This is a genomic window from Streptomyces sp. NPDC087420 (assembly GCF_044744165.1).
Classification (GTDB): domain Bacteria; phylum Actinomycetota; class Actinomycetes; order Streptomycetales; family Streptomycetaceae; genus Streptomyces.
Map to the genome: position 1 here is coordinate 190,930 of NZ_JBIUXU010000009.1, position 26,972 is coordinate 217,901.

A 26,972-nucleotide genomic window follows, 5' to 3' on the forward strand; every position below is an offset into this window, starting at 1 on the left:
GCGGAGCACGGCACAGCAGGGCACGGCCGGGACGGAACGTGCCTGCCGGGGAGGGAGCGGACGGCGCGTCAGCTGGTCGCGCGCGGCCGTCGGTCTCGCTGGGTCACCGATCGCCGGACGGGTTCGAGACGCCGTCCGGCGATGGACGACCAGGCCGTCTCTTTCGGATCTTGCCTGACCCGCGCTGCCTGGCACCGCACCTCGCCGCGTTGTCGGGAGACCCGAGTACATTCAGTACACGGGTCACCCTCCGCCTTGCGATGCACGGCACCAGACAACGCGGGCTTAACCGGCAAGATCCAAAAGAGACGGCCTGGCCCCGCGGGCCATCAGCACCGGCCTCAGACGCGGGCCTTCGCGGTGCTGCGGCGGTAGAGAATCCCGCCGCCGAGCAGCAGGCCGGCGCTCATCGCGGCGGCGGCGAGGAGGTGGTCGCTGCCGGTCTCGGCGAGCTGCGGGGCCTCGGCGCGGGCCGGGGCGGACGGGCGGTACTGCGCGGGGACCACCGGCGGGGCGGCGTGGTGCGCGACGGGCCTGTTCGGGGTGTGCGGGGGTGTGACGGGGGTGTTCGGGACCACGGAGCGGTCGTCGACGGGCGGCTGGACGGGGGGCACCTGGCGGACGGGGGGCCGGGGTGTCACGGTGCCGTTGGCGCAGTTGTTGCCGAAGGCCGGGTTGAGCAGGCCGACGACGTCCACGGTGTTGCCGCAGGCGTTCAGGACGAGCTCGACGGGGGCTTCGAGGAGGTTGCCCGCCAGCACGCCCGGGGATCCGGCGGCGGTGCCGTTGGCGTGGGTGGAGCTGGCCGCCTGGTGGTGGGGGCGGGGGGAGACGGGGGCCTCGTGGACGGCGGGCCCGGGCTGGGGGCGCGGGGCGGGCTTGTGTTCCCGTACGGGGGCGGGGGCGGCGGCCGGTGCGGGCCTGTGCTCGCGTACGGGCGCGGGGGCCGGCGCGTGGGCCGGGGCGGGCGCGGACGTGTGCGGGGCGGGACGGGCGTGGGCCGGAGCCGGAGCCGGAGCGGCGTGGGCCGGGGCCGGGCGGGCGTGGGCCGGGGCGGGCGCCGCGTGGGACGGGGCGTGGGCGGCCGGCGGGTGGTTCTCGTGTGCCTGCGGGCGGGGCGCGGGGGCCGCGTGCGCGGGCGCCGGTGCCGGGGCCGGGGCCTGCCGGTACGCGGCCGGGGCCTGCGGCGCGTAGCGCCCGTACGTCTCATGGGCGGAGGAGTGCGCGGAACCGGACGTGTTCCCGCAGTTGTTGCCGAAGGACGGGTTGAGCACGCCCACCGGGTCCACGGTGTTGCCGCAGATGTTGACCGGGACCTCCAGCGGCGCCTGGATGGAGTTGCCCGAGAGCACACCGGGTGATCCGACGGCCGCCCCGTCGGCCTCGGCCGCTACGGCGTAGCCGCCCGTCATGGACAGGACGCTCGACGCCGCAGCGGCGGTGAGCAGTCCTTTGCTGATGAGGTCTCGCATCTGGTTCTCCTCCTGCTGGCGGATTCGGCAAGCAGTTGTCGCGGGTGGAACAGGTCCCAACTGAGGCCGGTCCCCGAGCACGTGTCGCACGCGCTCGGGGACCGGCCGAAGACAGCCCCGAGGGGGCGTCGGTGCAACGTCAGGCGTTGACGCAGGTGTTGCCGAAAGCCGGGTTCAGCAGGCCGACGACGTTGATGCTGTTGCCGCACAGGTTCACGGGGATGTGGATGGGCACCTGGACGACGTTGCCGGACAGGACACCGGGGGAACCGATGGCGGCACCCTCGGCGCCCGCGTCGGCGACGGCCGGGGCGGCGGCACCGACGGCCAGGAACAGCCCCGCGACGATGGTTGCGGCCTTCTTGCACTTCATCTTTGAGCCCTTTCCGCAGCGGAGAAAACGTCCGCACGACTGTCGTGGCACGCGAGCCTCGCAAAGCCGGCTCATACGTCCGCTGCTGGAACTCCAACGAGCCCGGCCGATTCGAGGAAACTGGCCCCTTTTCGGCTTTCTCGGGTTCACCCGACTGCCGCGTCCAGAGGTTTCGTTTCTGCGCTGAAATCGCGTACGGGCCGGCCGGGGCGTCGGTGCCCCGGCCGGCCCGTCGGCCGGGACCAGGGCCCCGGCGATGGCGCGTACGACGGATCAGCTGTTGCCGACGCCGTTGCCCGAGAGGACCGGGATGTCGTCCAGGATGTGCGACAGCGGCTCGTCACCCTTGGCCTGGGTGGAGTTCTCGGTGCACTGCTGGTTCTGCGGCGAGGCGAGGACGTTGATGTCCTGGACGGCGACCGGCACGAGAACGCCGACGAGCGCACCGGCGTTGACCTTGACCGGCAGACCGACACAGAGGTCGTTCAGCGAGCTCTGGACCAGCTCACCCTGCGGGCTCATGTTGCCCTTGGTCGAGTTGTTCCCGTACGACGAGCCCGCGCCGTTGCCGCTGAGGGAGGTCGTGCCGTGGTCGTTGCCGACCGCGAGCGCCGTAGGCGCCGCCGCGGCGGATACGCCGACTACGGAGGCGGCGACGGCGGCGCCGGCCATAATCTTCTTGATCACGAGAGTGTCCTTTTCTCAAAGAAATTCAGGTCGAGCGGGTCGAGCGGATGGAGCGACCTGCACAACCGCCTCCCAGGTGTTTGGTTGCGCTGCTTCACTCGATCGGCTTGTTGAACGCCGGTAATAGGCCATTGGAGTGAAGTGAAAGAACTAAACCGACGATGCGAAGTTGCTCAGTACGCCCCGGAGACTTTGGGGCATCCTTCAGAAGGGGACTCATCGTGATCAAGAAGGTTCTGGCCGGCGCCGCTGTCGCCGCCTCCGTCGTGGGCATCTCCGCCACGGCCGCCCCGCAGGCGCTGGCCGTCGGCAACGACCACGGCACCACGTCCGCCAGTGGCAACTTCGCCAGCCAGCAGTACGGCAACTCCGCGACGTACGGAAACATGAGCCCGCAGATGGCGCTCATCCAGGGTTCGCTCAACAAGCCCTGCATCGGCCTGCCCGCGAAGCTGAACCTCGGCTCCCTCGTGGGCGTCGTCCCGATCGCGGTCCAGGACGTCAACATCCTGTCCTCGCCGCAGAACCAGCAGTGTGTCGAGAACTCGACCCAGGCGAAGGGCGACGAGCCGCTGTCGCACCTCCTCAGCGACATCCCGATCCTGTCCGGGAACGGCGCGGGCAACAGCTGAGACGTCGGCCGAGAGATCGGCCGGGGGCCGGACCACCGCTGAACTCCGCGGCGGTCCGGCCCTTTTGCGTCCGGCCTTTTCGCGTCCGGCCCGGCTCAGGCCCCCGCGCCGTCCTTCGTCAGGTAGTACGTGTCGCGGACATCAGGGTCGGAGGTGAGGAAGAAGAGACGTAGCTCCCCCTTCTTCTCCTTGGTGACCCCGATGACCCACGTCGCGCGCGACGGCGGTGGCGCGGTCCGCGAGGCGGCGTCCATGGGGTCGGGGGAGACCGCCGTGTCCGGTGTGCCGACGGGAGGGGTGGCGTCCGCCCCGTCCGCCGGCGGGGCGGCGTCGGCCGCGGGCGCGGCCTCCAGCCGGATCACCGACCCGTTCCCCACGGTGTTGCCCCCGCGGTACGCACCCGGTTCCTGCACGCTCCAGGTGCCGGTCCCCGTCATCCGCCGGCCGTCGTCGAAGGCGAACTCCTGGCCGTCGAGGTTTGTCGTCTCCGCCTTCGCTCCGGGTTCCAGTGTCAGGGAACTGCCCTCCCACCCGTGCCAGGTGCCGTAGAGCTCCTCCGCGGTCACGGTGACGGGCGGGGGCGGGGGGTCGGTCCGGCTGTCGACGCATGACGAGAGCAGCGGCGCCACCGCGAGCGCCAGCGCGGCGGAGACCAGGCGCCGGACGGCTCCGGCGGCCATCATCCCCTTGAGGGGCAGGTATTTCATGGCGGCGCCGTAGGCCGTCTTGTAGTCCAGTCCCTTGATGGTCTCTCCCATTTTGGTCCCCGGCCGGTGCGACAGGTAGGACCGCACCATCTGCAGCCAGATGTGCCGCTTGACGTCCTGCGTCATCTTGTCGCTCTCGTCGAAGTGGTAGGCGGCCGGGGTGGCGCCCATGAACCACAGGGAGACGAGCTGAGTGGCGTTGGGGTTGAGGAAGACCGCGGGGTTCAGGCGCAGTCCGAAGCGGTGGGCCGCCGCGGCCCGGTTGCCCAACTCGGTCTGCCGGGCGGCGCCGGAATTGGTGCCGCCGCCCTTCTTGCTTCCCGAGCTCGACGCCGTACCGCCCGCTTCCTTCTGCATGCGTTCCGGGTTGAGCGTCTGCGACAGGTCCGCCTGGAGCAGCGGGTCGACGCTGATGAACTGGCCCGTCTCCGGGTCGTACTCACGCGCGCCGACATGGGTGAGACCGGTGCTCGCGTCGGCGGTCATGCCGAGGAAGCCCGTGTCGTCCGGCCCGTAGACGTAGCCGGTCGCCGAGGCGCCCTCGGTGAGCCGGCTCAGCTTGCCCTCCTCGTCCCAGGTGAGGGTCTGCGTGGCGGCGTCGTCGGGCCGTCCGGTCGTGTTGCCGGTCGCGTCGTACGCGTAGGTCGCGGCGGCGCCGGTGCAGGATGCCGTGGTCGTGGTCAGCAGGGTGTGCGGCTGTGTGGTGGCCGCCCGGTAGCAGTAGCGGGTGGTGGTCGTCGCACCGGCGGCGGTGTGCTCCGTCTCGGTGGCCCGCCGGCCCGACGTGGTGTAGCCGTAACTCGACCAGTAGGGCGCGGCCCCGCCCAGGTTGGCGCTGGTGCGTCCGCTCGCCGCGCAGTCCTCGGTCCCCGGCGTCCACGCCTCGGTCAGACGCTGGTAGCCGTCGTAGTCGAAGCACTGGATGTCGGCCGCCGAGGAACCGCCGAGCGTGGTGGTGTCGGAGATCCGGGTCACGTTGCCCGCGATGTCGTACGTGTAGTGCAGGTTCAGCGCGTCGTACGCGTTCCCCTGTCCCCTGACCTCGGTCCGCAGCAGCCGGCCGGTGCCGTCCTCGTAGTCGTGCACGACGTTGACCTTGTCGACGCCCGTCGCCTCGGAGACGCCGAGGGTGAGGGTCGACACCTGCCCCAGGTCGGTGTAGGTGCTGTTCTGCACCATGTACTGGCCGCCGCACCGAGGACGCCCGCGACGTAGCTAAACGGAAAATTCATTGGGCCGTTCGGGGGAATGACCGAAACTATCCGCCCCGTGGCGAGTTGAGTAATTCGGTACTCCACCGGTGGAGTCCGACTTTCCGGAAAGGCATTTAAATGAAGAAGCTGTGGGCAACCGCTGCTGTAGCGGCATCGCTCGTCGGGGCCTCGGCCGCCGTCGCGTCGCCGGCCCTGGCCGTCGGGAACGACACGGGCACGACGTCGTTCAGTGGTAACGGTGCCGAGCAGGCCTTCGGCAACTCGGCGACCCACGGGGACATGAGCCCGCAGCTCAGCCTCGTCCAGGGTTCGCTGAACAAGCCCTGCATCGGCCTGCCCGCCAAGGTCAACGCCGGTTCGCTCGTGGGCCTCATCCCGATCGCGGTCCAGGACATCAACGTCCTGTCCTCGCCGCAGAACCAGCAGTGCACCGAGAACTCGACCCAGGCGAAGGGCGACGAGCCCCTGTCGCACATCCTGGACGACATCCCGGTCCTGTCCGGGAACGGCGTCGGCAACAACTAATTGCCCCGAAGGCCCGGCCCGGCGTCCTGACGCCGGGCCGGGCCTTCGCGCTGTCCGGGGTTCGCAGGCTTTCGTCTCGGCTCACACCAAGCAGAATTCATTCCCCTCGGGATCGGCCATCAGCACGTGATCGGGCCGGCCCTGGAGTTCGTACTCGCGGATCACCGTCGCGCCGGCGGCCGTCAGGCGTTCCACCGCCGCCGTCACCCGGGGCCAGCGGATCTCCCAGGGGGTCTCGCGGCCGCCGCCGACCTGGACGTCCAGGTGGAGCCGGTTCTTCGCGACCTTCGCCTCCGGCACCTGGAGGAAGGAGATGCTGGGCCCCACTCCGTCCGGGTCGGCCAAGTAGGCCCCCTCGTCCCACTCCTCCTCCGGCACGTCGTGGTGCGCGAACCACTCCTCCCAGCTCGCGAACCCCGTGGGCGGCGGCTTCTCGTCGTACCCGAGCGCCAGTGCCCAGAACTGCGCCAGTTCGGCCGGGTGCGCGCAGTCGATGGTCAAGGTCCACTTGGTGGCCATGAGGGTTCCTGTCCGTCCGTTCGGCTCCAGTGCCCCGGACCCTACCGCCGTCTCCGACGAGCACACGGACCTGGACAGGCCCGGCCGAATTCCCCGGTGATTATCAGAGACAGTGCTGATTCCCATCACCAGACTTTGTTCGACATTCGGCTCCCCGCGCTTATAAATTCGGCGTACGGAATATCAGGCCGCCCGCATATCCCGACGATGTGGATGGAGCGCGATCATGACGATGTCCGCCGAAAGGCCGTGGGTCGACCGCTGTGTGGCCGAGCTCGCGCAAGGCCGGCTTCGGGGCGTGTACGAGGACGGGGTGCGGGTCTTCCGGGGTGTTCCGTACGCGGAGCCGCCGGTGGGGGAGCGCCGCTTCCGGGCGCCCGGGCCGGCGCCGGTGTGGGAGGGCGAGCGGCCGGCGCACACCGCCGGGCCGGCGTCGATGCAGGTCAACGGCGAGAACATGGCCCGGGTCGTGGCGCTGATGGGCGAGATGGTGCCGCAGCTGCCCGGGAATCCGCAGACGCCGCCCTACGGGTACGCGCTCTACAGTCAGGCCAACATCAGCGAGGACTGTCTGTACCTCGACATCTGGGTCCCGGACGAAGCCCACACTCAACCCCTGCCGGTGTACGTGTACTACCACGGCGGCGCGAACGAGGTCAGTTCCGGGTCGTACCTGCGCGAGCGGGGCGCCACCCTCGCCCGTGAGGGACAAGTGATTGTGGTCCGGCCCAACTACCGGCTCAGCGCTCTCGGCTGGCTGCATGTGGGCCTGATGGACGAGCGCATGGGTGAGGCGGTGAATCTGGGGTTGCAGGACCAGTTCGCCGCGCTGCGCTGGGTCCACGACAACATCGGCTCGTTCGGCGGCGACCCGGACCGGATCACCATCGGTGGTGAGTCGACCGGCGCCAGCACCGTGTCGCACCTGCTGACCAACCCCGCGGTGCGGCCGCTGTACCGGCGGGCCGTCGTCCAGTCGTTCCTGCCCTTCGAGGGCTGGTCGACCCAGGAGAAGCCGGAGGCGCGGGACGTCGCCCGGCGGATCCTCGACCTGGTCGGCATCACCGACGCCACCGAGCTCATGTCGGTCGACGTCGAGCGGCTGCTGGCCGCGCAGCTGGTGGTCCTCCAGGCGGTCGGCCCCGACGTCAATGCGGCGTGGCGTACGACCGGGGCGGTGGTCGACGGCACGATCGTCCCCGAGATGCCGTTGCGGTACCTGACCTCCGACGCCGCGGCCGACGACCTGCGGGACAAGCAGTTGATCTTCGGAGTCGCCAAGGACGAGTGGCAGTTCTGGAGGAGTACGTCGGACACGCTTCGCAGCGGCTCCCGCGAGTCCACCCGGGCGGTGCTGACCCAGGTGTTCAGCGAGGACGAGGCCGGGCGGATACTCGACTTCCACCTCGACGCCGTACCGGACGACCGCCGTCCGGGCCGGGCCCTCAGCGATGCCATGAGCTTCGTCCATGCCAAGTGGGGCATGCTGGCGGTCGCGCTGAACCTCTCCCGGCGGGTGCCGAGCTGGGTGTTCCAGTTCTCCTGGGACCTTCCCGGCATGGGCGGTCTGATGCGCGCGACCCATACCGGCGACATCCCGTTCCTGTGGGGCACGTACACCCCGCAGGACATCGCCGCACTACCGCCGTTCCACGGCATCGATCTGGGCCGGGTCTCGGTGATATCGGCGGCCATGCGCGCGATGTACGCCGAGTTCATGCGGACCGGCGATCCCGGCGCGGACTGGCGCGCCTTTGATCGCGACGGGTGGAACATTCTCTGGTTCGGTGAGCGGCTGGAAATGCGTCCGGGTCTGCTGCGCGACGAATGGGATCTGATGACCGGGACGAAGGTGCGTGACATTTCGACCCTGGCCGACATCCTCACCGCCAATGGCGAGGCCGCCCGGCGAGAGGCGTTCGGGAGCTGACCTTTCTCAGGCGGCCCTTTCTCAGGCAGTGCGGGCGGACTTGATCGGCATGGCGAGGGTGGTGAGGTCGCCGCGGGCGGCGGAGCGGATGGTGACGGGCTGGTCGTCCCCTCTCAGGTCGAGCATCACCTCGGGGCCGATCGCGGTGCTCACGGCGGGGTAGAGCGTGGTCAGCTCGAAGGAGATCCGGAGTGGGTGTCCGGTGGTGGTGGCGGGGAGGGGGTGGTGGGTGTGTTTGTCGTCCTCGTCGTCCTCTGAGACGACGTTCACTCCGTGGGAGGCGATGTGCAGCGCCAGGCGCTCGCCGGGGTGTTCTTCCAGGGCTCGCAGGAGCAACTCCTTCGAGACCGTCGTACGGGTGGTGATCTCGCCCAGCGAGGCGAGCATCAGGCGGTAGTCGGGGAACTCCTCGGTCAGCAACCGGCAGTGCCGGTCCTCCCGGTCGGCCACGCGGAGCCAGATCCCGTGCGGCACCGCTTCGAGTCGCACCAGCGCGCTGCGGCGGATCTCGGCGACGGCGGCCCGCAGTTCGTCGCCGTTGACCGTGCCGGCCCAGGTCTGCGCCGGTGGTTCGGCCGGCACCAGTGTGCGGGTGGAGAGCCGGTAACGGTCGGTCGCGGTCAGCGTGATCGCGTCATGAGTCGCCTCGACGCGCAGGCCGGCGAGAACCGGCATCCCGGGCTCGTGCGCGGTCGCGGTGAGGACCTGCTCGACGGCATCCGCAAGTACGGGACCCTTCAGCGCCGTGATCGGAAGACCTGACGCCTTGCCGAGCGCGGACTTGATGACGGCGGCCTTCCGGTGTGCCGCCGCCGCGTCTTCGACCACTCTCGACACATGCTCGTCGAGCAGCCGGGAGGCTTCGTCGGCCCCGGAACCGAGCACCGCCTCGATATCCGCGAGGGGCATGGCGATCTCACGGAGCCGGCGCAGCGCGGTGGCCCGCGCCACCTGGTCGGCGCCGTAGTAGCGGTAACCCGAGACCGGGTCGATCTCGGCGGGGGGCAGTAGCCCGGAGTCGGCGTAGAACCGCAGCGCGCTGGAGGTCAGACCAGTGCGCTGGGCAAAGAACCCGATCGGCATCAGCTCGGAATTAGGCACCGCGCCATCATTGAGCTTCAACCAACTCGAAGGTCAACGCGCCGTCGCGAGGGTTCCAGTCAGTTTGGGTCGGTGAGGAGGGGCAGGAGGGCGGGGCCGGCGGGGTTCTTGCTGTCCCGGACGGGGACGGTGTGGTGGGTCGAGGCGTAGGGGCGCGTTGTGGGGACTGGCTGGTACTACTGGTTCATGCAGGAAGAGACAGCGCGGTCCGCGATCGACACGTTCATCTCCGCTTTCAACGCCTCGGACGACAGCTATGTGACGGCTCTGCTCTCGCAGGCCCTTACCTCGGACGTCGTCTTCTGGGGGCCGTTGGGCCGCAGTGAGGGGATCGAGGCGGTCGAGCGGTTCGTACTGGACATCCGGAAGCACCCGGCGGGGCCCGGTTCGATGGTGCGCTGTTCGGGGGTGGACATGCCGGACGAGTGGGCCCGGTACCAGTGGGTCTTCGCCACGCCGGACGGGGGTCCCCGCCTTGCGGGAACGGACGTTGTCCATCTACGGCGGAGCCTCATCGACCAGATCATCGTCTTCGCCGGGGAGATCGAACCGTCCGTCGCCTGAGGGGTGTTGGCGGAGGCCGCGCACCTTTGGGCCGCGCGGCCCCTCACCTGTCGGTCAGTTTCGGTCCGTCACCAGGGACAGCAGGGCCGTCCAGGCGGCGGGGGTGAGCATGAGGGTGGGCCCGGTGGGGTTCTTGCTGTCCCGTACCGGGACGGTGTGGTGGGTCGCGGCGTAGGTGGGTGACCATTCGATGCACTGGCCGCCGTCGCCGCCGCTGTATGTGCTCTTGACCCACTCGTGGCTGCTGATCATTTGGCGTGTTCCTCCGAGATCCTGCGGATGAAGTCCAGTGAGTCGTCGGGCGAGAGTGCCGCGGCGCGAAGCCGATCGTAGGCGGCTTGTGCCGACGCCACGATCGTTGCCGAATCAGTCACTCGTCCTTGTCCCATGGTCTCCGAATACATGACGGTTGTTCCGTCTTCCTGCGTAAGCAGATTAAACGGAAGGTGCGAGGCGGGGGCTCCTGCGCTGAAGGGGAGCACCTGGATCATGATGTGCGGCGATGCGGCGGCTGCCACGAGGTGGTCGAGCTGTTCGATCATCACCTTCTTGCCTCCGACCTGAGTACGAAGCACGCCTTCGTGGAGGATGATCCACAGCAGGGGCGGTTCCTCTCGGTCCATCACATCCCTGCGGCGTAGGCGCGCGTCCGCCCAGCCGGCGATCTGCTCGTCGGTCGCACGCGGATGCATGGCACGGAACACGGCACTCGCATAGCCGCGAGTCTGCAACATGCCCATGATGAACGTGGTCGAGTAGTCCAAGATCGTCGTCGCGTCTTGTTCCAGCTTCACGTACGGGATGAACCAGCCCGGATGGCCCTGCTCGCTCACCCGCCGCCGCAGGCGGCCAAAGCTGCCCGGGGTCTTGAAGACCCGGTCACACGCGTCCGCGAACTGCTGGGACGCCAGCAGCGTGCCGCTCTCGACCTTTGACACGTACGGGCGCTTGTAGTGCGTCGCGTCCGCCAGCTGTTCCTGGGTCATTCCCGCGAACTCCCTCGCGTGCCTGACCTCGTTTCCGAAGAACGCCGCTCCGTCCTGCGGTTCGGCGGATTCCTCGACGGCGGCCTCGCTCATTCGTTCAACTCCTCTGTGTTCTTGGTGGTTTGGAACCTCATTTCTGCTGTTCAGCGTAGGGGGTGGTGGTCATGCTGGGAGGCGAAAACATTCAAAAGCACACGGAGAGAGGATCCTGGAATGGCGGAGGGCCGCGCCGACGAGGACGAGTTGGCGGAGTTAATTGAGCAGGGTGGGTTCTGGCGGGTCGCGCCGGACTGGGTTCCCAGGGAATTCGCGTCGCCGACAAGGGAGTTGGTGGAGCGTGTGGCGCTCGGGCTGAGGCGGTCGGTCGATGGCGGGCAGTGAGGCGCGGCGGTTTCTGTCCCGGCTGGTGGACGCGTTCGGGGTGGACGGGGTGCTGGTGGTGTGGAAGGCCGAGGACGGGGGCGAGGCGGGGGCCGGTGCCGAGGGGGCGGATCTCGCGCCCGGATCGGGGCTTCGGTGGCCCGCCTGTGAATGCGGGCATTCCTTGTGTCCGGACAGCACGCCTTCCGCATCTCCCGCCGAAGAACTCAGTGCGCGGGTGGCCGAGCGGAACAAGTGGAGCAGGCAGGGGCGGCCGTGAAGGGGAATGGGCCGGGAATTCCTGTCGGTTGACCATGAAGAGACCCCGGGCCGCCGCTGGGGGCGGCCCGGGGCCTGTCACGCCTTTTGTGGGGGACGTACGGGTCAGGAGAGCGCGCCGTCGTAGTCGGGGAGCTTGAACGTCTTCTCCGCGTGGCCGCCCGCGAAGTCGGAGGCGTTGTTGCCTATGTTGGCGATGATCGTGTAGCCCCGGTTTTCGATGTCGGCTCTCTTCGCCGCCTTGTACGTGGCCGCGTCGCCGAACAGGTCGCCGATGCTCCGCTCGTACAGACCGGTGACGGGGTAGCCGACGGACGTCAGGTTCGGCTTGGTGACCCAGCCGATGAAGTCCGGGCGGGCGGTGATGAAGAAGACCGCCACGCCGTGCGCGTCGGCGTAGCGGGCCAGGTCGAGGGTGGGGGCGACGGCGGGGGAGGGCGGGAAGGGGGAGAAGTAGGTCTCCAGGGAGGTGTTGTCGATGTCGAGGACGATCGCCTGCCTCTCGCCGGTGCCGTCGGCGATGCGCTGTTCGAGGTACGGGCGGGCCTCGTCCGTCACCTTGCGTACGTCGGCCTGCCAGGTGGCGTAGTCGACGGCGGCGGCCGAGGCGGTGGGTGCCAGGGCCGGTGTGCTCGCCTGGGCGTCCGTCGCGCCCGCCAGTGCGACGAGCGCCGCCGCTGTCGCGACGGCGGCGCCAAGTCGGCTGCCTCGCAGGGTGGTTGCCATGGTTCCTCCACGGTGTCCGGGCCCGGGGTGCGGGCGCCGAGTTTGTTGTCGATCTAGACCTAAGCCGAAAAGCGCGGGGTTGGGGGCGTGGCGCACGAAGTTGGCCGGTGAACGTTTGGTGACATGGACACATCCGGTCTGCACGGGTCGCGGGCCCGGGTGACCTGGGCCGGTTCGGTACTGTGCCGGGGTGCTGACCGTGACAAGCGTGAACGTGAATGGCCTCCGCGCCGCCGCCAAGAAGGGGTTCGTGGAGTGGCTCGCCGGGACCTCCGCCGATGTGGTCTGCCTCCAGGAGGTACGGGCCGAGCCGGAGCAGCTGCCCGCCGGCGTGCGGGAGCCGGCGGGCTGGCACACCGTGCACGCGCCGGCCCTCGCGAAGGGGCGGGCGGGGGTGTCGCTGTACACGCGGCGGGAGCCGGAACGTGTCCAGATCGGCTTCGGCAGCGCGGAGTTCGACGCGAGCGGGCGGTACGTGGAGGTCGATCTGCCCGGGGTGACGGTGGCGAGCCTCTATCTGCCGTCGGGCGAGGTGGGCACCGTACGGCAGGACGAGAAGTACCGGTTCATGGACGAGTTCCTCGTCCACCTGGAGCAACTGCGGAAGCGGGCCGAGGCGGACGGGCGTGAGGTGCTGGTCTGCGGGGACTGGAACATCGCCCACACCCCGGCGGACCTCAAGAACTGGAAGGCCAACGCCAAGTCCTCCGGGTTCCTCCCCGAGGAGCGTGCGTGGCTGACCCGGGTCTTCGACGAGGTCGGTTACGTGGACGTCGTACGGGCCCAGCACCCGGATCAGGAGGGCCCGTACTCCTGGTGGTCGTACCGTGGCCGCGCCTTCGACAACGACACCGGCTGGCGCATCGACCTCCACGCGGCGACCCCCGGCCTGGCCGAGCGCACGGTGAAGGCGTACGTGGAGCGGGCGGCGACGCACGGGGAGCGCTGGAGCGACCACGCCCCGGTGACGGTGGTCTTCGACCGGCCCTAGGGCCGGCGCGGGGGTGGCGTTCGGCCCGCGACGCCCGGCACGCGCACCGGCCGCGTGGTGGCAGCGGCCTGAGAGCTGCCCGGCAAAGGGCCTGTAGGGCTTGGGACGCTCGAAGGCCGCGGTGCCGGTGTGGGCGGATGCGGTGGAGCTGTTCCGTCGGGTAGCGGTCTATTGGGGGACCGGGTCGGCGGTGGGTGACCACGAGGCCGGTCCCGGGAGAGCCGCCGTCGGCGATCGGGACAGGGGGCTCCGTACCGACCGACCCGTGTCTGGGCCCTTGGGTTCTGAGGGCTCAGTTGGGTGGTTGCTGGGGTGGGCGCAGTCTGCGGTCCAGGGCCATGGATAGTTCCGCTTCCACCACGCTCTGGGCCAGGGGGCGGAGGGTGGTGGGGTTGGCGTGGGTGGTGTGGGTTTGGAGTGTGGTGGTGAACAGGTCGGCCAGGGCCGTTGCGTGCGCGCGGACCTCTACCGCCGCTGCCAGGACCGCTGCCAGGGGGACGCCCTCGCGGACCAGGGCCGAGGAGGCGTCCAGGAGGCGGCGGCTGATGTGGACGATCTCGTTGCCGTCCACGGCCAGGTAGCCGAGGTCCAGGGCCGCGGCGAGGTTCTCCGGGGTGACCTCGCCCTCGAAGTAGTCGGCCAGTTCCTCGGGGGAGAGGCGGACCGGGGTTTCCTCGGTGGGGGGTTCGTTCAGGCCGAGGGCCGAGGCGAAGCCGCCGGGGGCCTGGGCCGCCTCGAACGTCGCCGCCAGGTCCGCGATGCCGTTGAGGGTGTGGCCGCGTTCCAACAGGGCGGCGATCGTGCGGAGTCGGGCCAGGTGCTGGTCGTCGTACCAGGCGATCCTGCCCTCGCGGCGCGGCGGGCTGAGCAGGCCGCGCTCGCGGTAGAAGCGCACGGTGCGCACCGTGATGCCCGCCTCGCGGGCCAGGTCGTCCATGCGGTACTCCATGGGCGTCACTTTATGTCGTACCGTCGGTAACTTCTCTCGTCCGAACCCTACCCATGGGTAGGGGCCTGCCCTACGCTGCTTAACCGTGCCAGTGATTACTGGCACGGTTCGGCGGTCGCGGGAGGCGTTGTGGTTGTCGGTCAGCACGTGCGGCACGTACGCGTTGCGGTCATCGGGTCGGGGTTCGGCGGCCTCGGGGCCGCCGTCCGGTTGCGGCGTGAGGGGATCACCGACTTCGTGGTCCTGGAGCGGGCCGGATCGGTCGGCGGGACCTGGCGGGACAACACCTATCCGGGGTGCGCGTGTGATGTGCCCTCCCACCTCTACTCGTTCTCGTTCGCGCCCGAACCCGACTGGCCGCGCACCTTCTCCGGGCAGTCGTACATCCGGGCCTACCTGGAGCGGGTCGCGGACACCTTCGGGGTCCGGCCGCATCTGCGGTTCCACCACGAGGTGATGAGGGTCCGGTGGGACGGGGTGGCGCTGCGTTGGGAAGTTGCCACCTCCCAAGGGGACTTCACCGCCGATGTGGTCGTGTCGGCGGGCGGGGCGCTGTCCGATCCCCAGGTGCCTGACGTGCCGGGGCTGGAGACGTTCCCGGGGGAGGTCTTCCATTCCGCCCGCTGGGACCACGGACATGAGCTTCGGGACAAGCGCGTTGCCGTGATCGGCACCGGAGCCTCCGCCATTCAGATCGTGCCCGCGATCCAGCCGGGGGTAGGGCGACTGACGGTCTTTCAGCGGACACCGCCTTGGGTCATGCCCCGTGCCGACCGGGCCATCTCGCGGATCGAGCGCCGGCTGCATCGCGCGCTCCCGGCCACCGGGACCGCGCGGCGCCAATTCCTCTGGGGGGTGCGGGACTTGCAGGTGCAGGCCTTCACCAAGAGGCCGGATCTGCTGGGGGTGGTGGAGCTGCTGGCGAAAGCCAACATGGCCAAGGCCGTCAAGGACCCCGCGCTGCGGGCCGCGTTGACCCCCTCGTACCGCATCGGCTGCAAGCGCATCCTGCTGTCCAGCACGTACTACCCGGCGCTCGCGCGGCCCAACGTGGACGTGGTCGCCTCCGGTCTGGCGGAGGTGCGCGGGTCGACGCTGGTCGCGGCGGACGGGACGGAGGTGGAGGCGGACGTGATCATCTTCGGGACGGGCTTCCACGTGACGGACGTCCCGATCGCCGAGCGGGTGGTGGGGGCGGGCGGGGTCACGCTGGCCGAGGCGTGGAAGGGCGGCATGGAGGGGCTGCGCGGGACGACGGCGGCCGGCTTCCCCAACTGGATGATGATCACCGGGCCGAACACGGGGCTCGGGAACTCCTCGATGATCCTGATGATCGAGGCTCAGTTGAACTATCTCGCCGACTATCTCCGGCAGTTGGGGCGGTTGAGGCAGTTGGGTGGTGGGGGTGGGGGTGGAGGCGGCCTCGGTGGTGGGCGTGTTGCCCTCGACGCCCGGGTCTCCGCCGTCGGCGCCTGGAACCGGCGGGTGCAGGAGCGGATGACCCGGACCGTCTGGAACACCGGTGGCTGCACCAGCTGGTATCTGGACGCCAACGGCCGTAACACCACCATCTGGCCGGGAACCACACGCGAGTTCCGCCGCGAGACCCGGGCCGTCGACCTGGCCGAGTACGACGTGATCCGCGCCGGTGACGGCGGCGCGGCGCCGCAGCCGTCCGCCACGAAGGAGACAGTCCGATGAGCCCCTTGCCCACGTCCACCCGTCGTGCGCTGACCGCCGTCTCCGCCGACGGGTCGCGGATCCATGTGGAGGTGTACGGCTCCGAGGGTCGGCCCGCAGTCGTGCTCGCTCACGGGTGGACCTGCTCGACCCGTTTCTGGTCGGCGCAGACCGCCGGACTGGCCGCCGAGCAGCGGGTGATCGTCTATGACCAGCGGGGGCACGGGCGGACCGCGTTCCCCGGCCCCGGCGCCTGCACCGCCGACACTCTGGCCGACGACTTGGAGGCGGTCCTCGCCGCGACGCTCGCGCCGGGCGAGCGGGCCGTGTTCGCCGGGCACTCCATGGGCGGCATGGCGATCATGGCCGCCGCCCGGCGGCCGGGCTTCCGGGAGCACGCGGCGGCTGTGTTGTTGTGCAGCACGGGCAGTTCGGGGCTGGTCGCGGAGTCGTTGGTGCTGCCGTTGCGTGCCGGGCGGGTGCGGACGCGGCTCACCCGGGCGGTGCTGGGGTCGCGGGCCCCGCTGGGGCCGGTCACAGCGCTCTCGCGGCGGATCCTGCGCTACGCGACGATGGGGCCCGCGACCGCGCCGGAACGGGTGGCTCGGTGTGCGCGGATCGTGCACGCGTGCGGGCGGCGCGCGCGTGTCGCGTGGTCGCACGTGCTCGACACGCTCGATCTCGACGCGTACGTACGGGAGTTGAGGGTGCCTACGGCCGTCCTGGTCGGGACCGCCGACCGGATGACCCCGCCCGTACACGCGCGGGCGCTGGCCGCAGCCCTGCCCGACTGCACCGGGCTGACCGTGCTGCCGGGGGTGGGGCACATGACGCCGGTGGAGGCGCCGGAGGCGGTGACGGGGGCGATTCGGGCGCTGGTTGTCGCGTATCTGGATGCGGATGTTCGTGGGGGTGAGGTGCGTGCGTGTGCGGTTGATGACCGTACGGCTGACACACGTACGGCCGAGGTCGGTGCGGCGACCGCCGATGTGACTACGACGGAGGACGTGGCATGAGCCGTACCGGAACCAACCGTCTCGAAGGGCAGGTCGCCGTTGTCACCGGCGCGGCGCGCGGGGTGGGGGAGCACCTCGCCCGCAAGCTGTCGGCGCGTGGCGCGCGGGTCGCGCTGGTGGGGCTGGAGGAGGACGAGCTGAAGCGGGTGGCGGGACGGCTGCACGGTGACGCCGACCACTGGTACGCGGACGTCACCGACCACGCCGCGATGGCCCGGGTGGCCGGGGAGGTCAAGGAGCGCTTCGGGAAGGTGGACCTCGTCGTCGCCAACGCGGGGGTGGCGTCCGGGGGGCCGTTCGTGGACTCCGACCCGGACGCGTGGCGGCGGGTCGTGGAGGTGAACCTGATCGGGGGAGCGGTGACGGCGCGGGCGTTCCTGCCGCTGCTGCTGGAGAGCCGGGGCTACTTCCTCCAGATCGCGTCGCTCGCCGCGCTCACCCCGGCGCCGATGATGACCGCGTACTGCGCGTCCAAGGCGGGGGCGGAGGCCTTCGCGCACAGCCTGCGGGCCGAGGTCGGGTACCGGGGGGTGCGGGTCGGCGTCGGTTATCTGTCCTGGACGGACACCGACATGGTGCGGGGCGCGGACGAGGACGAGGTGATGCGGGAACTGCGGCAACGGCTGCCGTGGCCGTCCAACCGTACGTATCCGCTCGGCCCGGCCGTGGACCGGCTCGTCGCCGGGATCGAGCGGCGGTCCGCGCATGTGTACGGACAGGGGTGGCTGCGGGGGATGCAGTCCGTCCGGGGGTATCTGCCGGGGCTGATCGCCACGGTGGGGCGGCGCGAGATGCGGCGCTTCGGGCCACGGCTCGACGGGGTGCGTACGGGGCTGGTGGGGGCGGGCGGGGCGGCCGACGAGCGGGGCCGTACGCTGCGTAACTGATCGAAATGCGCGGAATGTCGGGCCGTGTCAGTCTGGTCGGGATCCACCCCCCCGTAGCGCCCCACAGACTTTCAGGAGTGGCTTTCCATGGGTATTTCGGACCAGTTCAAGGACAAGGCGCAGGAGCTTCAGGACCAGGCGCGGTCGCGGATGAGCGACCAGGAGAAGGACAAGGCGAAGGCCAAGGGCAAGGGCCGTGGCGCGGACGGCCGTGGTACGGACGGCCGTAAGGACCGGGACATGGACCGGGACGCGGGTCGCGACCGCGACATGGGTCGGGACATGGGTGGTGACCGCGACCGGGACATGGGTCGGGACATGGACCGCGACGCGGACCGTGACATGAGCCGCGACCAGGACCGGGCCGACCGGGACCGGGCCGACCGGGACGGGATGCGGGGCGGCGCGCGCGACGCCTGAGGCTTTGGCCCGGTAGGTACGGGAGGCGCACCCCGGTCGCGGGGTGCGCCTCCTTCCCGTGCGGTCTCGTGGGGCCGGGGTCAGGCCGTCCCGCGCGGGGGGAGCTCGGGGCGGCGGAGGTCCGGGACCGCGCCGTACCCCGGCGGGGTCGCGGCCGGATGGGCGGCCAGCAGGTCCAGCGCCACCCACACGGCGTCGTCCAGCTGCGCGTGCCGGCCCTCGGCCCAGTCGAGCGGGGTGCGCAGGGCCTCGATGTCCGGGTCCACGCCGTGGTTCTCGACGGACCAGCCGTACGCGTCGAACCAGGCGGCGTTCATCGGGACGGTGATGACCGTGCCGTCGCCCAGCCGGTGGCGGCCGGTGATGCCGACCACCCCGCCCCAGGTGCGCTGGCCGACCACCGGGCCGAGGTTCAGCAGCCGGAAGGCGGCCGTGATCATGTCGCCGTCGGAGGCGGTGGCCTCGTCGGCGATGGCGACCACCGGGCCGCGCGGGGCGTTCGAGGCGTACGAGACGGGCTGGGCGTCGCGGGTCAGGTCCCAGCCGAGGATGCGGCGGGTGAGCTTCTCCACGACCAGTTCGCTGATGTGGCCGCCCGCGTTGCCCCGTACGTCCACGATCAGGGCGGGGCGGGAGACCTCTAGGCGCAGGTCGCGGTTGAACTGCGCCCAGCCGGAGCCGCCCATGTCGGGGATGTGCAGGTAGCCGCAGCGGCCGCCGCTGATCTCCCGTACGACCTCACGGCGTTTGGCGACCCAGTCCTGGTAGCGCAGGGGGCGTTCGTCGATGAGGGGGACGATCGCGACGCGGCGGGAGTGGGGCTCGGGTCCCGCGGTGTGTCCCGCGGTGTGTCCGGCGGTGCGGAAGGTCAGCTCGACGGTGGTGCCGCCGGCGGCGGAGAGGAGCGGGAAGGGGCCGGCCACGGGATCGACGGGGCGGCCGTCGACGTGGGTGAGGATCGCGCCCTCGCGGATGCCGGTGCCGGCCAGCGGGGAGCGGGCCTTGGAGTCGGAGGAGTCGCCGGGGAGGATGCGCTTGACCATCCAATTGCCGTCCCGGCAGACGAGGTTGGCGCCGAGCAGGCCCATGGCGCGCTGGTAGTGGCGGGGGCCTTCGTTGCGGCGGGCGGGGGTGACGTACGCGTGGGACGTGCCGAGCTCGCCGACGACTTCGCGGAGGAGGTCGGCGAACTCGTCGGGGGAGGCGACGCGTTCGACGAGGGGGCGGTACTGGGCGAGGACGCCGTCCCAGTCGATGCCGCACATGTCCGGCTCCCAGAAGTACGTACGGATGAGGCGGCCGGCCTCCTCGTACGCCTGGCGCCACTCCGCCTCCGGGTCGACCTCGTGGAGGATCCGGCGGAGGTCGAGGTAGACGGTCGAGTCGGTGTCGCCGGGTTCGGTGGCCGGGACGGCGCGCAGCTCGTCGTCGTCCACGACGACCAGGCGGGTGCCGTCGGCGCTGGGGGCGAACCAGTCGAGGTGCGCGACGAGTTCGCTCTTGCGGGCCTTGGTGAGGTCGAAGTGTTCGAGGGTGGGGCGGCCCGAGGTGTCGGCGGGGTTGGCGAAGGTCTCGCCGAGCGCGCCGGAGATGGGCCAGCGCAGCCAGACGAGGCCGCCGCCGCTGACGGGGTGCAGCGCGGAGTACTTGGACGCGGCGACGGGGAACGGGGTGACGCGCGCCGCGAGCCCCTCCTCCTCGACGGTGACCGTGCCCTCGCCGGCGCCGGCGTCGCTCATCGCCGGGTCGAGGCCGCCGGCGGCGGGGCGGCCGTCGGGGGAGAGGGCGAAGGGGGACGGGGTCGCGGAGGAGAGCGGTACGAGGTACGGGCGGCAGCCGAGCGGGAAGGAGAGGTCGCCGGTGTGCACGTCGTACACGGGGTCGAAGCCGCGCCAGGAGAGGAAGGCGAGGTAGCGGCCGTCGCTGGTGAAGACGGGATTCTCGTCCTCGAAGCGGCCGTTGGTGACGTCGATGATCGTACGGTCGGGGCTGCCGCCGATGCGGGCCATCTTGATCTGGCGCAGGGTGCGGCCGACGCCGGGGTGCGACCAGGTGAGCCAGTCGCCGTCCGGCGAGAAGGCGAGGTCGGCGACGGGGCCGTTGATGGAGCGGATGACTTCGGTGACGATCCCGGGCCCACCCGGCGGCTTCCAGAGGGTGGACCCGGTGCGGGGCGCCCCTGTGGGGGGCGCGTCTGCGGTGGGCCCGTTGGTGGTCGGCTCGGGTCCTGCGGCGCCGGGCGCGGCGTGGGCGGCGGAGCCGCCGGGGGTGGGCTCACCAGGGGCGGCGCCCCCGGCGGCCCCCCTTGCCGGGCCACCTGCGGTGGGCCCGGCGGCGTCCGGCCCGGTTCCTGCGGTGGCCCCCGTCCCGGGTGGGGTCGTGCCCGTCCCGGGTGGGGTCGCGCCGGCCCCGGGTGGGGTCGTGCCCGTCCCGGGTGGGGTCGCGCCGGCCCCGGGCGGGGTCGTGCCCGCCTCGTGCGGACTCGGGCTGGTTCCGGGCGGGGACGTACCCGCCCCGCGCGGGCTCGCGCCCGTCCCCGCCGGAGGCGTGCCCGCCTCCGGCCCCTCCTCCTCCGTCGTGTCGATCAGGAGCAGTCTGCCGTCGTGGGACGCGATCGCGATGCGGTCGCCCGTGGGGGACGAGACCATTTCGTGGACTCGGCCCAGGTGGCCCGAGGCCAGGCGGCGTGGGGGGCGGTCGCCCGTCGCTCGGGGGAGGTAGGCGATTTCGATCGCGTCCTCGCCGTCCGCGTCCGTGACGTACGCGACCTGGCCGCCGCCGCCCAGCATGTCCGGCTGCCGTACCCGTACCCCCGGAGTGTCCGCGATCGTGCGGGCCGGGCCGTCGCGGTGGGTGAGCCAGTACAGGCTGCCCCGTACCGACACGGCGCTCGCCCGGCCTGTCGTGTCCACCGAGATCGCGTCCACGTGGCTCGCCGCCGGGACCTGGTACGCGCGGCGGCCGGCGCGCGGGCCGCCCAGTCGTACGTCCAGCTTCCGCGGCACCGAGTCCGGGGTCAGCGCGTCCACCAGCCAGATGTCGCCCGCGCACTGGTAGACCACCCGGCGCCCGTCGGAGGAGGCGTGGCGGGCGTAGAACGCGTCGTGGTCGGTGTGGCGGCGCAGGTCCGTACCGTCGGGCAGGACCGAGTACAGGTTCCCCACCCCCTCGTGGTCCGAGAGGAACGCCACCCGTCCGTCCACGAACATCGGGCAGTCCAGATGACCGCCGATGTCGGGAAGGAGGCGTTCGCCGTGCAGCCACAGGCGGCCCATCGCCCCGCCGCGATACCGCTTCCACGCCGCCGGCTCGTGCGGCGGCTTGCCGGTGAGCAGCAGCGTGCGGTGTTCGCCGCCGATGTCCGCCACGGCCAGGTCCGCGACCGGGCCCCACGGCAGCTGGCTGCCCGGCGACCCGTCGGTGGGGACGCTGTAGGCCCAGGAGTAGTACGAGAACGGCTGGCCGTGCGAGGAGACCGCCAGGATCTGCGACTCGCCGTCCTCACCCGGCGGCGTCCAGCCGCAGACCCGGGTGTCGGTGGAGCCCCAGTAGCCGAGCCGGCGGGCCGGACCCCCGTCCACCGGGGCCAGGTGGATCTCCGGGTCGAGGCTGCGCCAGGTCGTGTAGGCGATCTGACGGCCGTCGGGCGAGAAGCGCGGATGACCGACTCTGGTGCGGTCGACGGTCACCCGCCACGCACGTCCGGGCCGGTGCCCGGCCGGCACGAGGGGAGCGACCCAGAGGTCGTCCTCGGCGGCGAAGCACAGCAGGTCGTCGTGCAGGTGCGGGAACCGTAGATACGCGCCGTCGTCACTCACCCCCCAATGCTTTCCGCGTGGAGGGGGTGCGGCAACTTCTGGCCGGGGACTTTTTGCGCTCACATTTATGTCGTACTCACCTCTGTGGCGCAGGCCACAAGCGAAACGGTTTCGTTTCGCTCGGCGCCGGGCTATCTTCGTACTGTACGAAACCGTTTCGTTCGTGTGGGCCGGGCAGGAGGTGGAACATGGCGGGTACCAGGCTGACGCCCCAGCGTGAGACCGAGCTGTACGGCGCCGTGCTCGACCTGCTGCGTGAGGTGGGGTACGACGCGCTGACCATGGACGCCATCGCCACCTGCGCCCGCTCCAGCAAGGCCACCCTCTACCGCCAGTGGGGGAGCAAGCCGGTGCTGGTCGCGCGGGCGATGCGGCACAGCAAGCCCGACCAGTCGCACCACGTCGACACCGGTTCGCTGCGCGGTGACCTGCACGCGATGACGGCGCTCACCGACGAATCCCAGATGGAACGGGACTCCGCGCTGATGCGGGCGCTCTTCCATGCCGTCCACGACAACCCCGACCTCCGCCAGGCGCTGCGCGACGTAGTGGTGGAGCCCGAGACGAGCGGACTCAAGACGCTGCTCCGGCGCGCGGTCGACCGCGGCGAGATCGCCGCGGACCATCCCGCGCTGCCGTTCGTCCTGCACATGCTGGTCGGCGCCTTCGTCGCCCGGCAGCTCATCGAGGACCGGTCCGTCGACCGGGCGTTCCTCGTCGCGTATCTGGATGCCGTGGTCCTCCCCGCCCTCGGCGTCTGATCGTCCCCATAGCCAGCAACAGCCAGTCCCCGCAGTCCCCCTCCCCGTAGCACCCGCATTTCCCTGACGCGTGCCGCTCTCTCGCCGTCGGGTCGGCTCCCCATGCCCTTGTTTCGTCCACAGACCGGGAGTACGCCCTCGTGGCCACGTTCCTCTACAAGCTCGGCCGGCTCGCTTTCCGGCGCCGCCGCTATGTCGCCCTGATCTGGGTGGCCCTGCTGGCGTTCGCCGGAGTCGCCGCGGCCTCCGCGTCCACGCCCACCTCCAGCTCCTTCTCGATCCCGGGTACGGAGGCCCAGCGGGCCTTCGACCTGCTCGACCAGCGGTTCCCCGGAGCCAGCAGCGACGGGGCCACCGCCCGGGTCGTCTTCAAGGCCCCGGCGGGCGAGAAGATCACCGCGGCCGGCAACAAGGCCGAGGTCAAGAAGATCGCCGACGAGCTGAAGGCCGGCTCGTCGCAGGTCAAGTCCGTCAACGACCCGTTCACCACGGGCGGGGTCGCCAAGAACGGCTCGACCGCGTACCTGAGCGTCTCGTACAAGGTCGGCTCGGAGTCGCTGACCGACGCGACCCGTACCGCGCTGGAGGACGCCGGAGCCGACGCCAAGGACCGGGGCATGGCCGTCGAGATCGGCGGGGACGCCCTCCAGGTCGCCCCGGAGACGGGCTCCGGTGAGATCATCGGTGTCGCCATCGCGGCGGTCGTGCTGGTCATCACCTTCGGGTCGCTGATCGCCGCCGGACTGCCGCTGGTCACCGCGCTCCTCGGCGTCGGCGTCGGGATCTCCGGGATCACCGCGCTCGCCACCGTCCTCGACCTCGGCTCCACCACCTCGATCCTCGCGATGATGATCGGCCTCGCGGTCGGGATCGACTACGCGCTGTTCATCGTCTCGCGGTACCGGGCCGAACTGGCCGACGGCCGGGAACGGGAAGAGGCGGCGGGACGGGCCGTCGGCACGGCGGGATCCGCCGTCGTCTTCGCCGGGCTCACCGTGGTCATCGCGCTCTCCGGTCTCGCCGTGGTCAACCTCCCGATGCTCACCAAGATGGGCCTCGCGGCGGCCGCGACCGTGGTGATCGCCGTCCTCATCGCCCTCACCCTCACCCCCGCGATGCTCGGGTTCGTGGGCAAGCGGGTGTTCGGCCGCAAGGCCCGTAAGGCCATGGAGCACACGGACGCCCAGGTGCGCGCCGGAGCGACGCCCGTCGAGAAGAAGCCCAACATGGGTACCCGCTGGGCGCGGTTCGTGCTGCGCCGGCCGGTCGCCGTGCTGGTGGTGGGTGTGCTGGGCCTCGGTGCCATCGCCCTCCCGGCCACCTCGCTGGAACTGGGCCTGCCCGACGACGGCTCGCAGCCGGTGAGCACCACTCAGCGCAAGGCGTACGACCTGCTCTCCGACGGCTTCGGCCCCGGGTTCAACGGGCCGCTCATGCTGGTGGTCGACGGCCAGGCGGACAACAACGCCAAGGCCGCGGCGCTCGGCATCTCGGCCACCGTGAAGAAGATGGACGACGTCGTCACCGTCCTCGACCCCGTCCTGAACAAGGCGGGCGACACCGCGACCGTCACGGTCATCCCCAAGGACCGGCCCTCCTCGATCAAGACCGAGGAACTGGTGCACGACATCCGGTCCGCCGCGGCGAAGGCCCAGGCGGAGAACGGCGCCGAGGTGTACGTCTCCGGTGCCACGGCCCTGAACATCGACTTCTCGCAGCGCATGAACGACGCCCTCCTGCCGTACCTGGCGCTGGTCGTCGGGCTCGCGTTCCTGCTGCTGATGCTGGTCTTCCGGTCGGTCCTCGTCCCGCTGAAGGCCGCCCTCGGCTTCCTGCTCTCGGTTGTCGCGGCGCTCGGCGCGGTCGTCGCCGTCTTCCAGTGGGGCTGGCTCGGGGGGCTGCTCGGGGTCGAGCAGACCGGCCCGATCATGTCGATGATGCCGATCTTCCTGGTGGGTGTGGTCTTCGGCCTCGCGATGGACTACGAGGTCTTCCTGGTCACCCGCATGCGGGAGGCGTACGTCCACGGCGAGCGGCCCGGCGAGGCGATCGTGACCGGCTTCCGGCACGGGGCGCGGGTGGTCTCGGCCGCGGCGGTGATCATGATCGCGGTCTTCTCCGGCTTCATCGGGGCCAGCGACGCGATGATCAAGATGATCGGGTTCGGCCTCGCCGTCGCGGTCTTCTTCGACGCCTTCGTGGTCCGGATGGCGATCGTGCCCGCCGTGATGGCCCTGCTCGGCAAGCGGGCGTGGTGGCTGCCGCGCTGGCTCGACCGGGCGCTCCCCAACGTGGACGTGGAGGGCGAGCAGCTGCGCAAGCAGCTCGGGGACGACGCGCGGGGGGCGGACGGCTCCGGCGGTCCGGAGGGCGGGCCCGGCTCCGAGCGTGAGCTTGTGCGCGTCTGACATACGGAAAGGCTCGGCGTACTTCTGACGTACGCCGTCCCAGTGCTCCGGGGCGGGTGTGAGCGGCACCCGTACCCCGGACACGCACCGGCACCGTGGGGACGGGGGCCGGGAGCGGCGCGTGGCCCGGTCGCGCATCCCTGAGAGGGGGTGCGGGACCGGGCCACAGCGCGTTACGGGGGACGATCAGGTGCGGTGGAGGAGGTTTCCCAGCTCGTTCTCGACCTCGATCTCGTGGTGCTCCTTGCCCGCAGGGACCATCGCGTACGAGCTCTCCAGGAACCGCCGCAGGGGCGCGTTGTCGAACTGCACCAGCGCGACCCCGTCCGGCGAGTGGAACTCCAGTACGGTCTGGGCCCGCCCGCACGGCCACACCAGCACGTCACCCGTGCCGGACGGCAGCCGCAGGCCGGTTTCGAGCAGGTCCCGGGCGAAGGCCCAGACCACCTCGCTCCGGTCGAGGGAGACCTCGGGGGGAAACACGATGCGCATCGCGAGCGGATCGGCGCCGTCGTAGAGCAGGGTGACGGGAACGGTCTTGTGCTGGGCGGCGTCCGTGATCAGACGTGCTTTGGCGGGTTGTTCCACGACGGGTGGCATCGGCTCGCTCCTCTGGGGTGAGAGCCGGGGACGGTGAGTCTGGCGTCACGACCCCGCGGGCTTTATCGGACCTTCATTTCATAGTCACACAAAACAGTCAAATAGGGACATGCTGCCCAGTGTGGTCGGGCCGCCTCGCGCTCCCCCGCAACCCCCCGTTCCCCGGGAGGGCGGTTTGCATACAACCTGCTCTTGCGAGCTGTTCGCAAGAGGGCCCTATCATCAGACGGTCACCCGCCGCCGACAGACGGTTCCCACCCCCACCGCCCGGTCCTCAACAGCCCCCGCAGGAAGCGGAGCCCGCCATGCATGTCCCCGACGGATTCATCAACCTGCCCGTCTCCGCCGCCGCCGGCGTGGTCGCCGTGGGCGCCGTCGCCGTCAGCCTGCGCGGCGCGCGCCGGGAGCTGGACGAGCGCACCGCGCCCCTGGCCGGACTGGTCGCCGCCTTCATCTTCGCCGTACAGATGCTCAACTTCCCGGTCGCCACCGGCACCAGCGGCCATCTCCTGGGAGGGGCACTGGCCGCGATACTCGTCGGCCCGTACACCGGCGTGCTCTGCATCTCCGTCGTGCTGTTGATGCAGGGCATCCTTTTCGCGGACGGCGGCCTCACCGCGCTCGGCGTGAACATCACCGACATGGCCGTGATCACGACCGTCGTCTCGTACGCGCTCTTCCGCGCGCTGGTGAAGATCCTGCCCCGCGCCCGCCGCTCCGTGACCATCGCGTCCTTCGTCGCCGCCCTGGTCTCCGTACCGGCCGCCGCCCTCGGCTTCACCCTCTTCTACGCGATCGGCGGGACCACCGACATCCCGCTCGGCAAGGTCGTGACCGGCATGGTCGGCGTCCACGTGCTGATCGGCATCGGCGAGGCCGCCATCACCGCGCTGACGGTGGGCGCGGTCATCGCCGTACGCCCCGACCTGGTCCACGGCGCCCGCGGCCTCTCCGCCCCGCTCAAGCTGCGGGTCGGCGGCGAGCTGGTGGACGCGGCGCCCGCCGCCGCGCCCGTCCCCGTGGCGGCGCGGTCCACCCGCGCGGTCTGGGCGACGGGCCTGGTCACCGCCCTCGTACTGGCCGGCTTCGTCTCCTTCTACGCCTCCGCGAACCCCGACGGCCTGGAGAAGGTCGCCGCCGACCAGGGCATCGACAAGAAGACCGAGCCGCACCACACCGCCGACTCCCCGCTCGCCGACTACGGCGTCAAGGACATCACCGACGCCCGGATCTCCGGCGGCCTCGCCGGGGTCATCGGCGTGGCCGGCACCGTCGCCGTCGGCAGCGGGATCTTCTGGGCGGTGCGCCGGCGCCGCGCGGCCGACCGAGACGGCTCCGTGACGTCCTTCGCCGGCGGGAGCGTCTGA

The 26,972-nt window shown here is 70.9% G+C and carries 25 protein-coding genes; 13 read left to right on the top strand and 12 right to left on the bottom strand.

Features of this window, described 5'->3' with window-relative positions:
• Positions 1 to 341: 341 nt before the first annotated feature.
• From ACIO1C_RS20380 to ACIO1C_RS20390, 3 genes are all read right to left on the bottom strand, one after another.
• A complete protein-coding gene (locus tag ACIO1C_RS20380; protein ID WP_401865490.1) occupies positions 342 to 1,472 on the bottom strand; it encodes a chaplin in 1,131 nt (376 codons plus the stop codon).
• Between the two features lie 139 nt (positions 1,473 to 1,611).
• Complete coding sequence (locus ACIO1C_RS20385; RefSeq protein ID WP_401865492.1) at positions 1,612 to 1,845, bottom strand: chaplin; 234 nt, start codon at positions 1,843 to 1,845, stop codon at positions 1,612 to 1,614.
• Between the two features lie 273 nt (positions 1,846 to 2,118).
• Entirely contained in the window at positions 2,119 to 2,529 is a 411-nt protein-coding gene (locus ACIO1C_RS20390) for a rodlin (protein ID WP_401865805.1), read from the bottom strand.
• A gap of 224 nt (positions 2,530 to 2,753) precedes the next feature.
• Between ACIO1C_RS20390 and ACIO1C_RS20395 the strand changes: the two genes are divergently transcribed.
• Positions 2,754 to 3,164: a rodlin gene (locus ACIO1C_RS20395; RefSeq protein ID WP_401865494.1), complete on the top strand. Its 411-nt coding sequence runs from the start codon at positions 2,754 to 2,756 to the stop codon at positions 3,162 to 3,164.
• 95 nt (positions 3,165 to 3,259) lie between these two features.
• On the opposite strand, the gene ACIO1C_RS20400 is transcribed toward ACIO1C_RS20395, so the two are convergent.
• Complete coding sequence (locus tag ACIO1C_RS20400; protein WP_401865496.1) at positions 3,260 to 5,050, bottom strand: RHS repeat-associated core domain-containing protein; 1,791 nt, start codon at positions 5,048 to 5,050, stop codon at positions 3,260 to 3,262.
• Positions 5,051 to 5,202: 152 nt separating this feature from the next.
• On the opposite strand from ACIO1C_RS20400, the gene ACIO1C_RS20405 reads away from it, so the two are divergent.
• Entirely contained in the window at positions 5,203 to 5,610 is a 408-nt protein-coding gene (locus ACIO1C_RS20405; protein WP_401865498.1) for a rodlin, read from the top strand.
• 81 nt (positions 5,611 to 5,691) lie between these two features.
• On the opposite strand, the gene ACIO1C_RS20410 is transcribed toward ACIO1C_RS20405, so the two are convergent.
• Entirely contained in the window at positions 5,692 to 6,129 is a 438-nt protein-coding gene (locus tag ACIO1C_RS20410; protein WP_401865500.1) for a VOC family protein, read from the bottom strand.
• A 226-nt stretch (positions 6,130 to 6,355) separates the two neighbouring features.
• On the opposite strand from ACIO1C_RS20410, the gene ACIO1C_RS20415 reads away from it, so the two are divergent.
• Positions 6,356 to 8,059: a carboxylesterase/lipase family protein gene (locus ACIO1C_RS20415; RefSeq protein ID WP_401865501.1), complete on the top strand. Its 1,704-nt coding sequence runs from the start codon at positions 6,356 to 6,358 to the stop codon at positions 8,057 to 8,059.
• Between the two features lie 21 nt (positions 8,060 to 8,080).
• Here the strand turns inward: ACIO1C_RS20415 and ACIO1C_RS20420 are convergent, their stop codons facing one another.
• Positions 8,081 to 9,160 carry a MerR family transcriptional regulator gene (locus ACIO1C_RS20420; protein WP_401865503.1) on the bottom strand — a complete coding sequence of 360 codons (1,080 nt, stop codon included), beginning with the start codon at positions 9,158 to 9,160 and terminating at the stop codon, positions 8,081 to 8,083.
• Positions 9,161 to 9,346: 186 nt separating this feature from the next.
• On the opposite strand from ACIO1C_RS20420, the gene ACIO1C_RS20425 reads away from it, so the two are divergent.
• Positions 9,347 to 9,724: a nuclear transport factor 2 family protein gene (locus ACIO1C_RS20425; RefSeq protein ID WP_401865505.1), complete on the top strand. Its 378-nt coding sequence runs from the start codon at positions 9,347 to 9,349 to the stop codon at positions 9,722 to 9,724.
• A gap of 54 nt (positions 9,725 to 9,778) precedes the next feature.
• Here the strand turns inward: ACIO1C_RS20425 and ACIO1C_RS20430 are convergent, their stop codons facing one another.
• Both ACIO1C_RS20430 and ACIO1C_RS20435 read right to left on the bottom strand, forming a co-directional pair.
• Positions 9,779 to 9,976, bottom strand: coding sequence for a DUF397 domain-containing protein (locus ACIO1C_RS20430; protein ID WP_401865507.1), 198 nt, complete (start codon positions 9,974 to 9,976; stop codon positions 9,779 to 9,781).
• Positions 9,973 to 10,803, bottom strand: a complete 831-nt coding sequence (locus ACIO1C_RS20435) for a Scr1 family TA system antitoxin-like transcriptional regulator (RefSeq protein WP_401865509.1) — start codon at positions 10,801 to 10,803, stop codon at positions 9,973 to 9,975. The genes ACIO1C_RS20430 and ACIO1C_RS20435 overlap by 4 nt, the downstream gene beginning before the upstream one ends.
• 274 nt (positions 10,804 to 11,077) lie before the next feature.
• Between ACIO1C_RS20435 and ACIO1C_RS20440 the strand changes: the two genes are divergently transcribed.
• On the top strand, positions 11,078 to 11,350 hold the full coding sequence (locus ACIO1C_RS20440; RefSeq protein WP_401865511.1) for a hypothetical protein: 273 nt from the start codon (positions 11,078 to 11,080) through the stop codon (positions 11,348 to 11,350).
• 104 nt (positions 11,351 to 11,454) lie between these two features.
• Here ACIO1C_RS20440 and ACIO1C_RS20445 read toward each other — a convergent pair whose 3' ends face one another.
• Positions 11,455 to 12,075, bottom strand: a complete 621-nt coding sequence (locus tag ACIO1C_RS20445) for an HAD family acid phosphatase (protein ID WP_401865513.1) — start codon at positions 12,073 to 12,075, stop codon at positions 11,455 to 11,457.
• Between the two features lie 190 nt (positions 12,076 to 12,265).
• Here ACIO1C_RS20445 and ACIO1C_RS20450 point away from each other — a divergent pair, with 190 nt between their 5' ends.
• Complete coding sequence (locus tag ACIO1C_RS20450; protein WP_401865515.1) at positions 12,266 to 13,066, top strand: exodeoxyribonuclease III; 801 nt, start codon at positions 12,266 to 12,268, stop codon at positions 13,064 to 13,066.
• A 292-nt stretch (positions 13,067 to 13,358) separates the two neighbouring features.
• On the opposite strand, the gene ACIO1C_RS20455 is transcribed toward ACIO1C_RS20450, so the two are convergent.
• A complete protein-coding gene (locus ACIO1C_RS20455; protein ID WP_401865807.1) occupies positions 13,359 to 14,003 on the bottom strand; it encodes a MerR family transcriptional regulator in 645 nt (214 codons plus the stop codon).
• A 159-nt stretch (positions 14,004 to 14,162) separates the two neighbouring features.
• On the opposite strand from ACIO1C_RS20455, the gene ACIO1C_RS20460 reads away from it, so the two are divergent.
• The 4 genes from ACIO1C_RS20460 (at position 14,163) to ACIO1C_RS20475 (ending at position 18,018) form a co-directional block, all read left to right on the top strand.
• Positions 14,163 to 15,716: a flavin-containing monooxygenase gene (locus ACIO1C_RS20460; RefSeq protein ID WP_401865517.1), complete on the top strand. Its 1,554-nt coding sequence runs from the start codon at positions 14,163 to 14,165 to the stop codon at positions 15,714 to 15,716.
• Positions 15,713 to 16,711: an alpha/beta fold hydrolase gene (locus ACIO1C_RS20465; protein ID WP_401865519.1), complete on the top strand. Its 999-nt coding sequence runs from the start codon at positions 15,713 to 15,715 to the stop codon at positions 16,709 to 16,711. The genes ACIO1C_RS20460 and ACIO1C_RS20465 overlap by 4 nt, the downstream gene beginning before the upstream one ends.
• Entirely contained in the window at positions 16,708 to 17,598 is an 891-nt protein-coding gene (locus tag ACIO1C_RS20470; RefSeq protein ID WP_401865521.1) for an SDR family oxidoreductase, read from the top strand. Before ACIO1C_RS20465 ends, ACIO1C_RS20470 begins: the two co-directional genes overlap by 4 nt.
• A gap of 87 nt (positions 17,599 to 17,685) precedes the next feature.
• A complete protein-coding gene (locus ACIO1C_RS20475) occupies positions 17,686 to 18,018 on the top strand; it encodes a hypothetical protein (protein ID WP_401865523.1) in 333 nt (110 codons plus the stop codon).
• An 80-nt stretch (positions 18,019 to 18,098) separates the two neighbouring features.
• Here ACIO1C_RS20475 and ACIO1C_RS20480 read toward each other — a convergent pair whose 3' ends face one another.
• The gene (locus ACIO1C_RS20480) at positions 18,099 to 21,836 is read right to left on the bottom strand and encodes a S41 family peptidase (protein ID WP_401865525.1); all 3,738 of its coding nucleotides are present in this window, start codon (positions 21,834 to 21,836) and stop codon (positions 18,099 to 18,101) included.
• Between the two features lie 188 nt (positions 21,837 to 22,024).
• Between ACIO1C_RS20480 and ACIO1C_RS20485 the strand changes: the two genes are divergently transcribed.
• Both ACIO1C_RS20485 and ACIO1C_RS20490 read left to right on the top strand, forming a co-directional pair.
• The gene (locus ACIO1C_RS20485; RefSeq protein WP_401865527.1) at positions 22,025 to 22,597 is read left to right on the top strand and encodes a TetR/AcrR family transcriptional regulator; all 573 of its coding nucleotides are present in this window, start codon (positions 22,025 to 22,027) and stop codon (positions 22,595 to 22,597) included.
• A 140-nt stretch (positions 22,598 to 22,737) separates the two neighbouring features.
• On the top strand, positions 22,738 to 25,005 hold the full coding sequence (locus ACIO1C_RS20490; protein WP_401865529.1) for an MMPL family transporter: 2,268 nt from the start codon (positions 22,738 to 22,740) through the stop codon (positions 25,003 to 25,005).
• A 186-nt stretch (positions 25,006 to 25,191) separates the two neighbouring features.
• On the opposite strand, the gene ACIO1C_RS20495 is transcribed toward ACIO1C_RS20490, so the two are convergent.
• A complete protein-coding gene (locus ACIO1C_RS20495; protein ID WP_401865531.1) occupies positions 25,192 to 25,605 on the bottom strand; it encodes an SsgA family sporulation/cell division regulator in 414 nt (137 codons plus the stop codon).
• 305 nt (positions 25,606 to 25,910) lie between these two features.
• On the opposite strand from ACIO1C_RS20495, the gene ACIO1C_RS20500 reads away from it, so the two are divergent.
• Positions 25,911 to 26,972: an energy-coupling factor ABC transporter permease gene (locus ACIO1C_RS20500; protein WP_401865533.1), complete on the top strand. Its 1,062-nt coding sequence runs from the start codon at positions 25,911 to 25,913 to the stop codon at positions 26,970 to 26,972.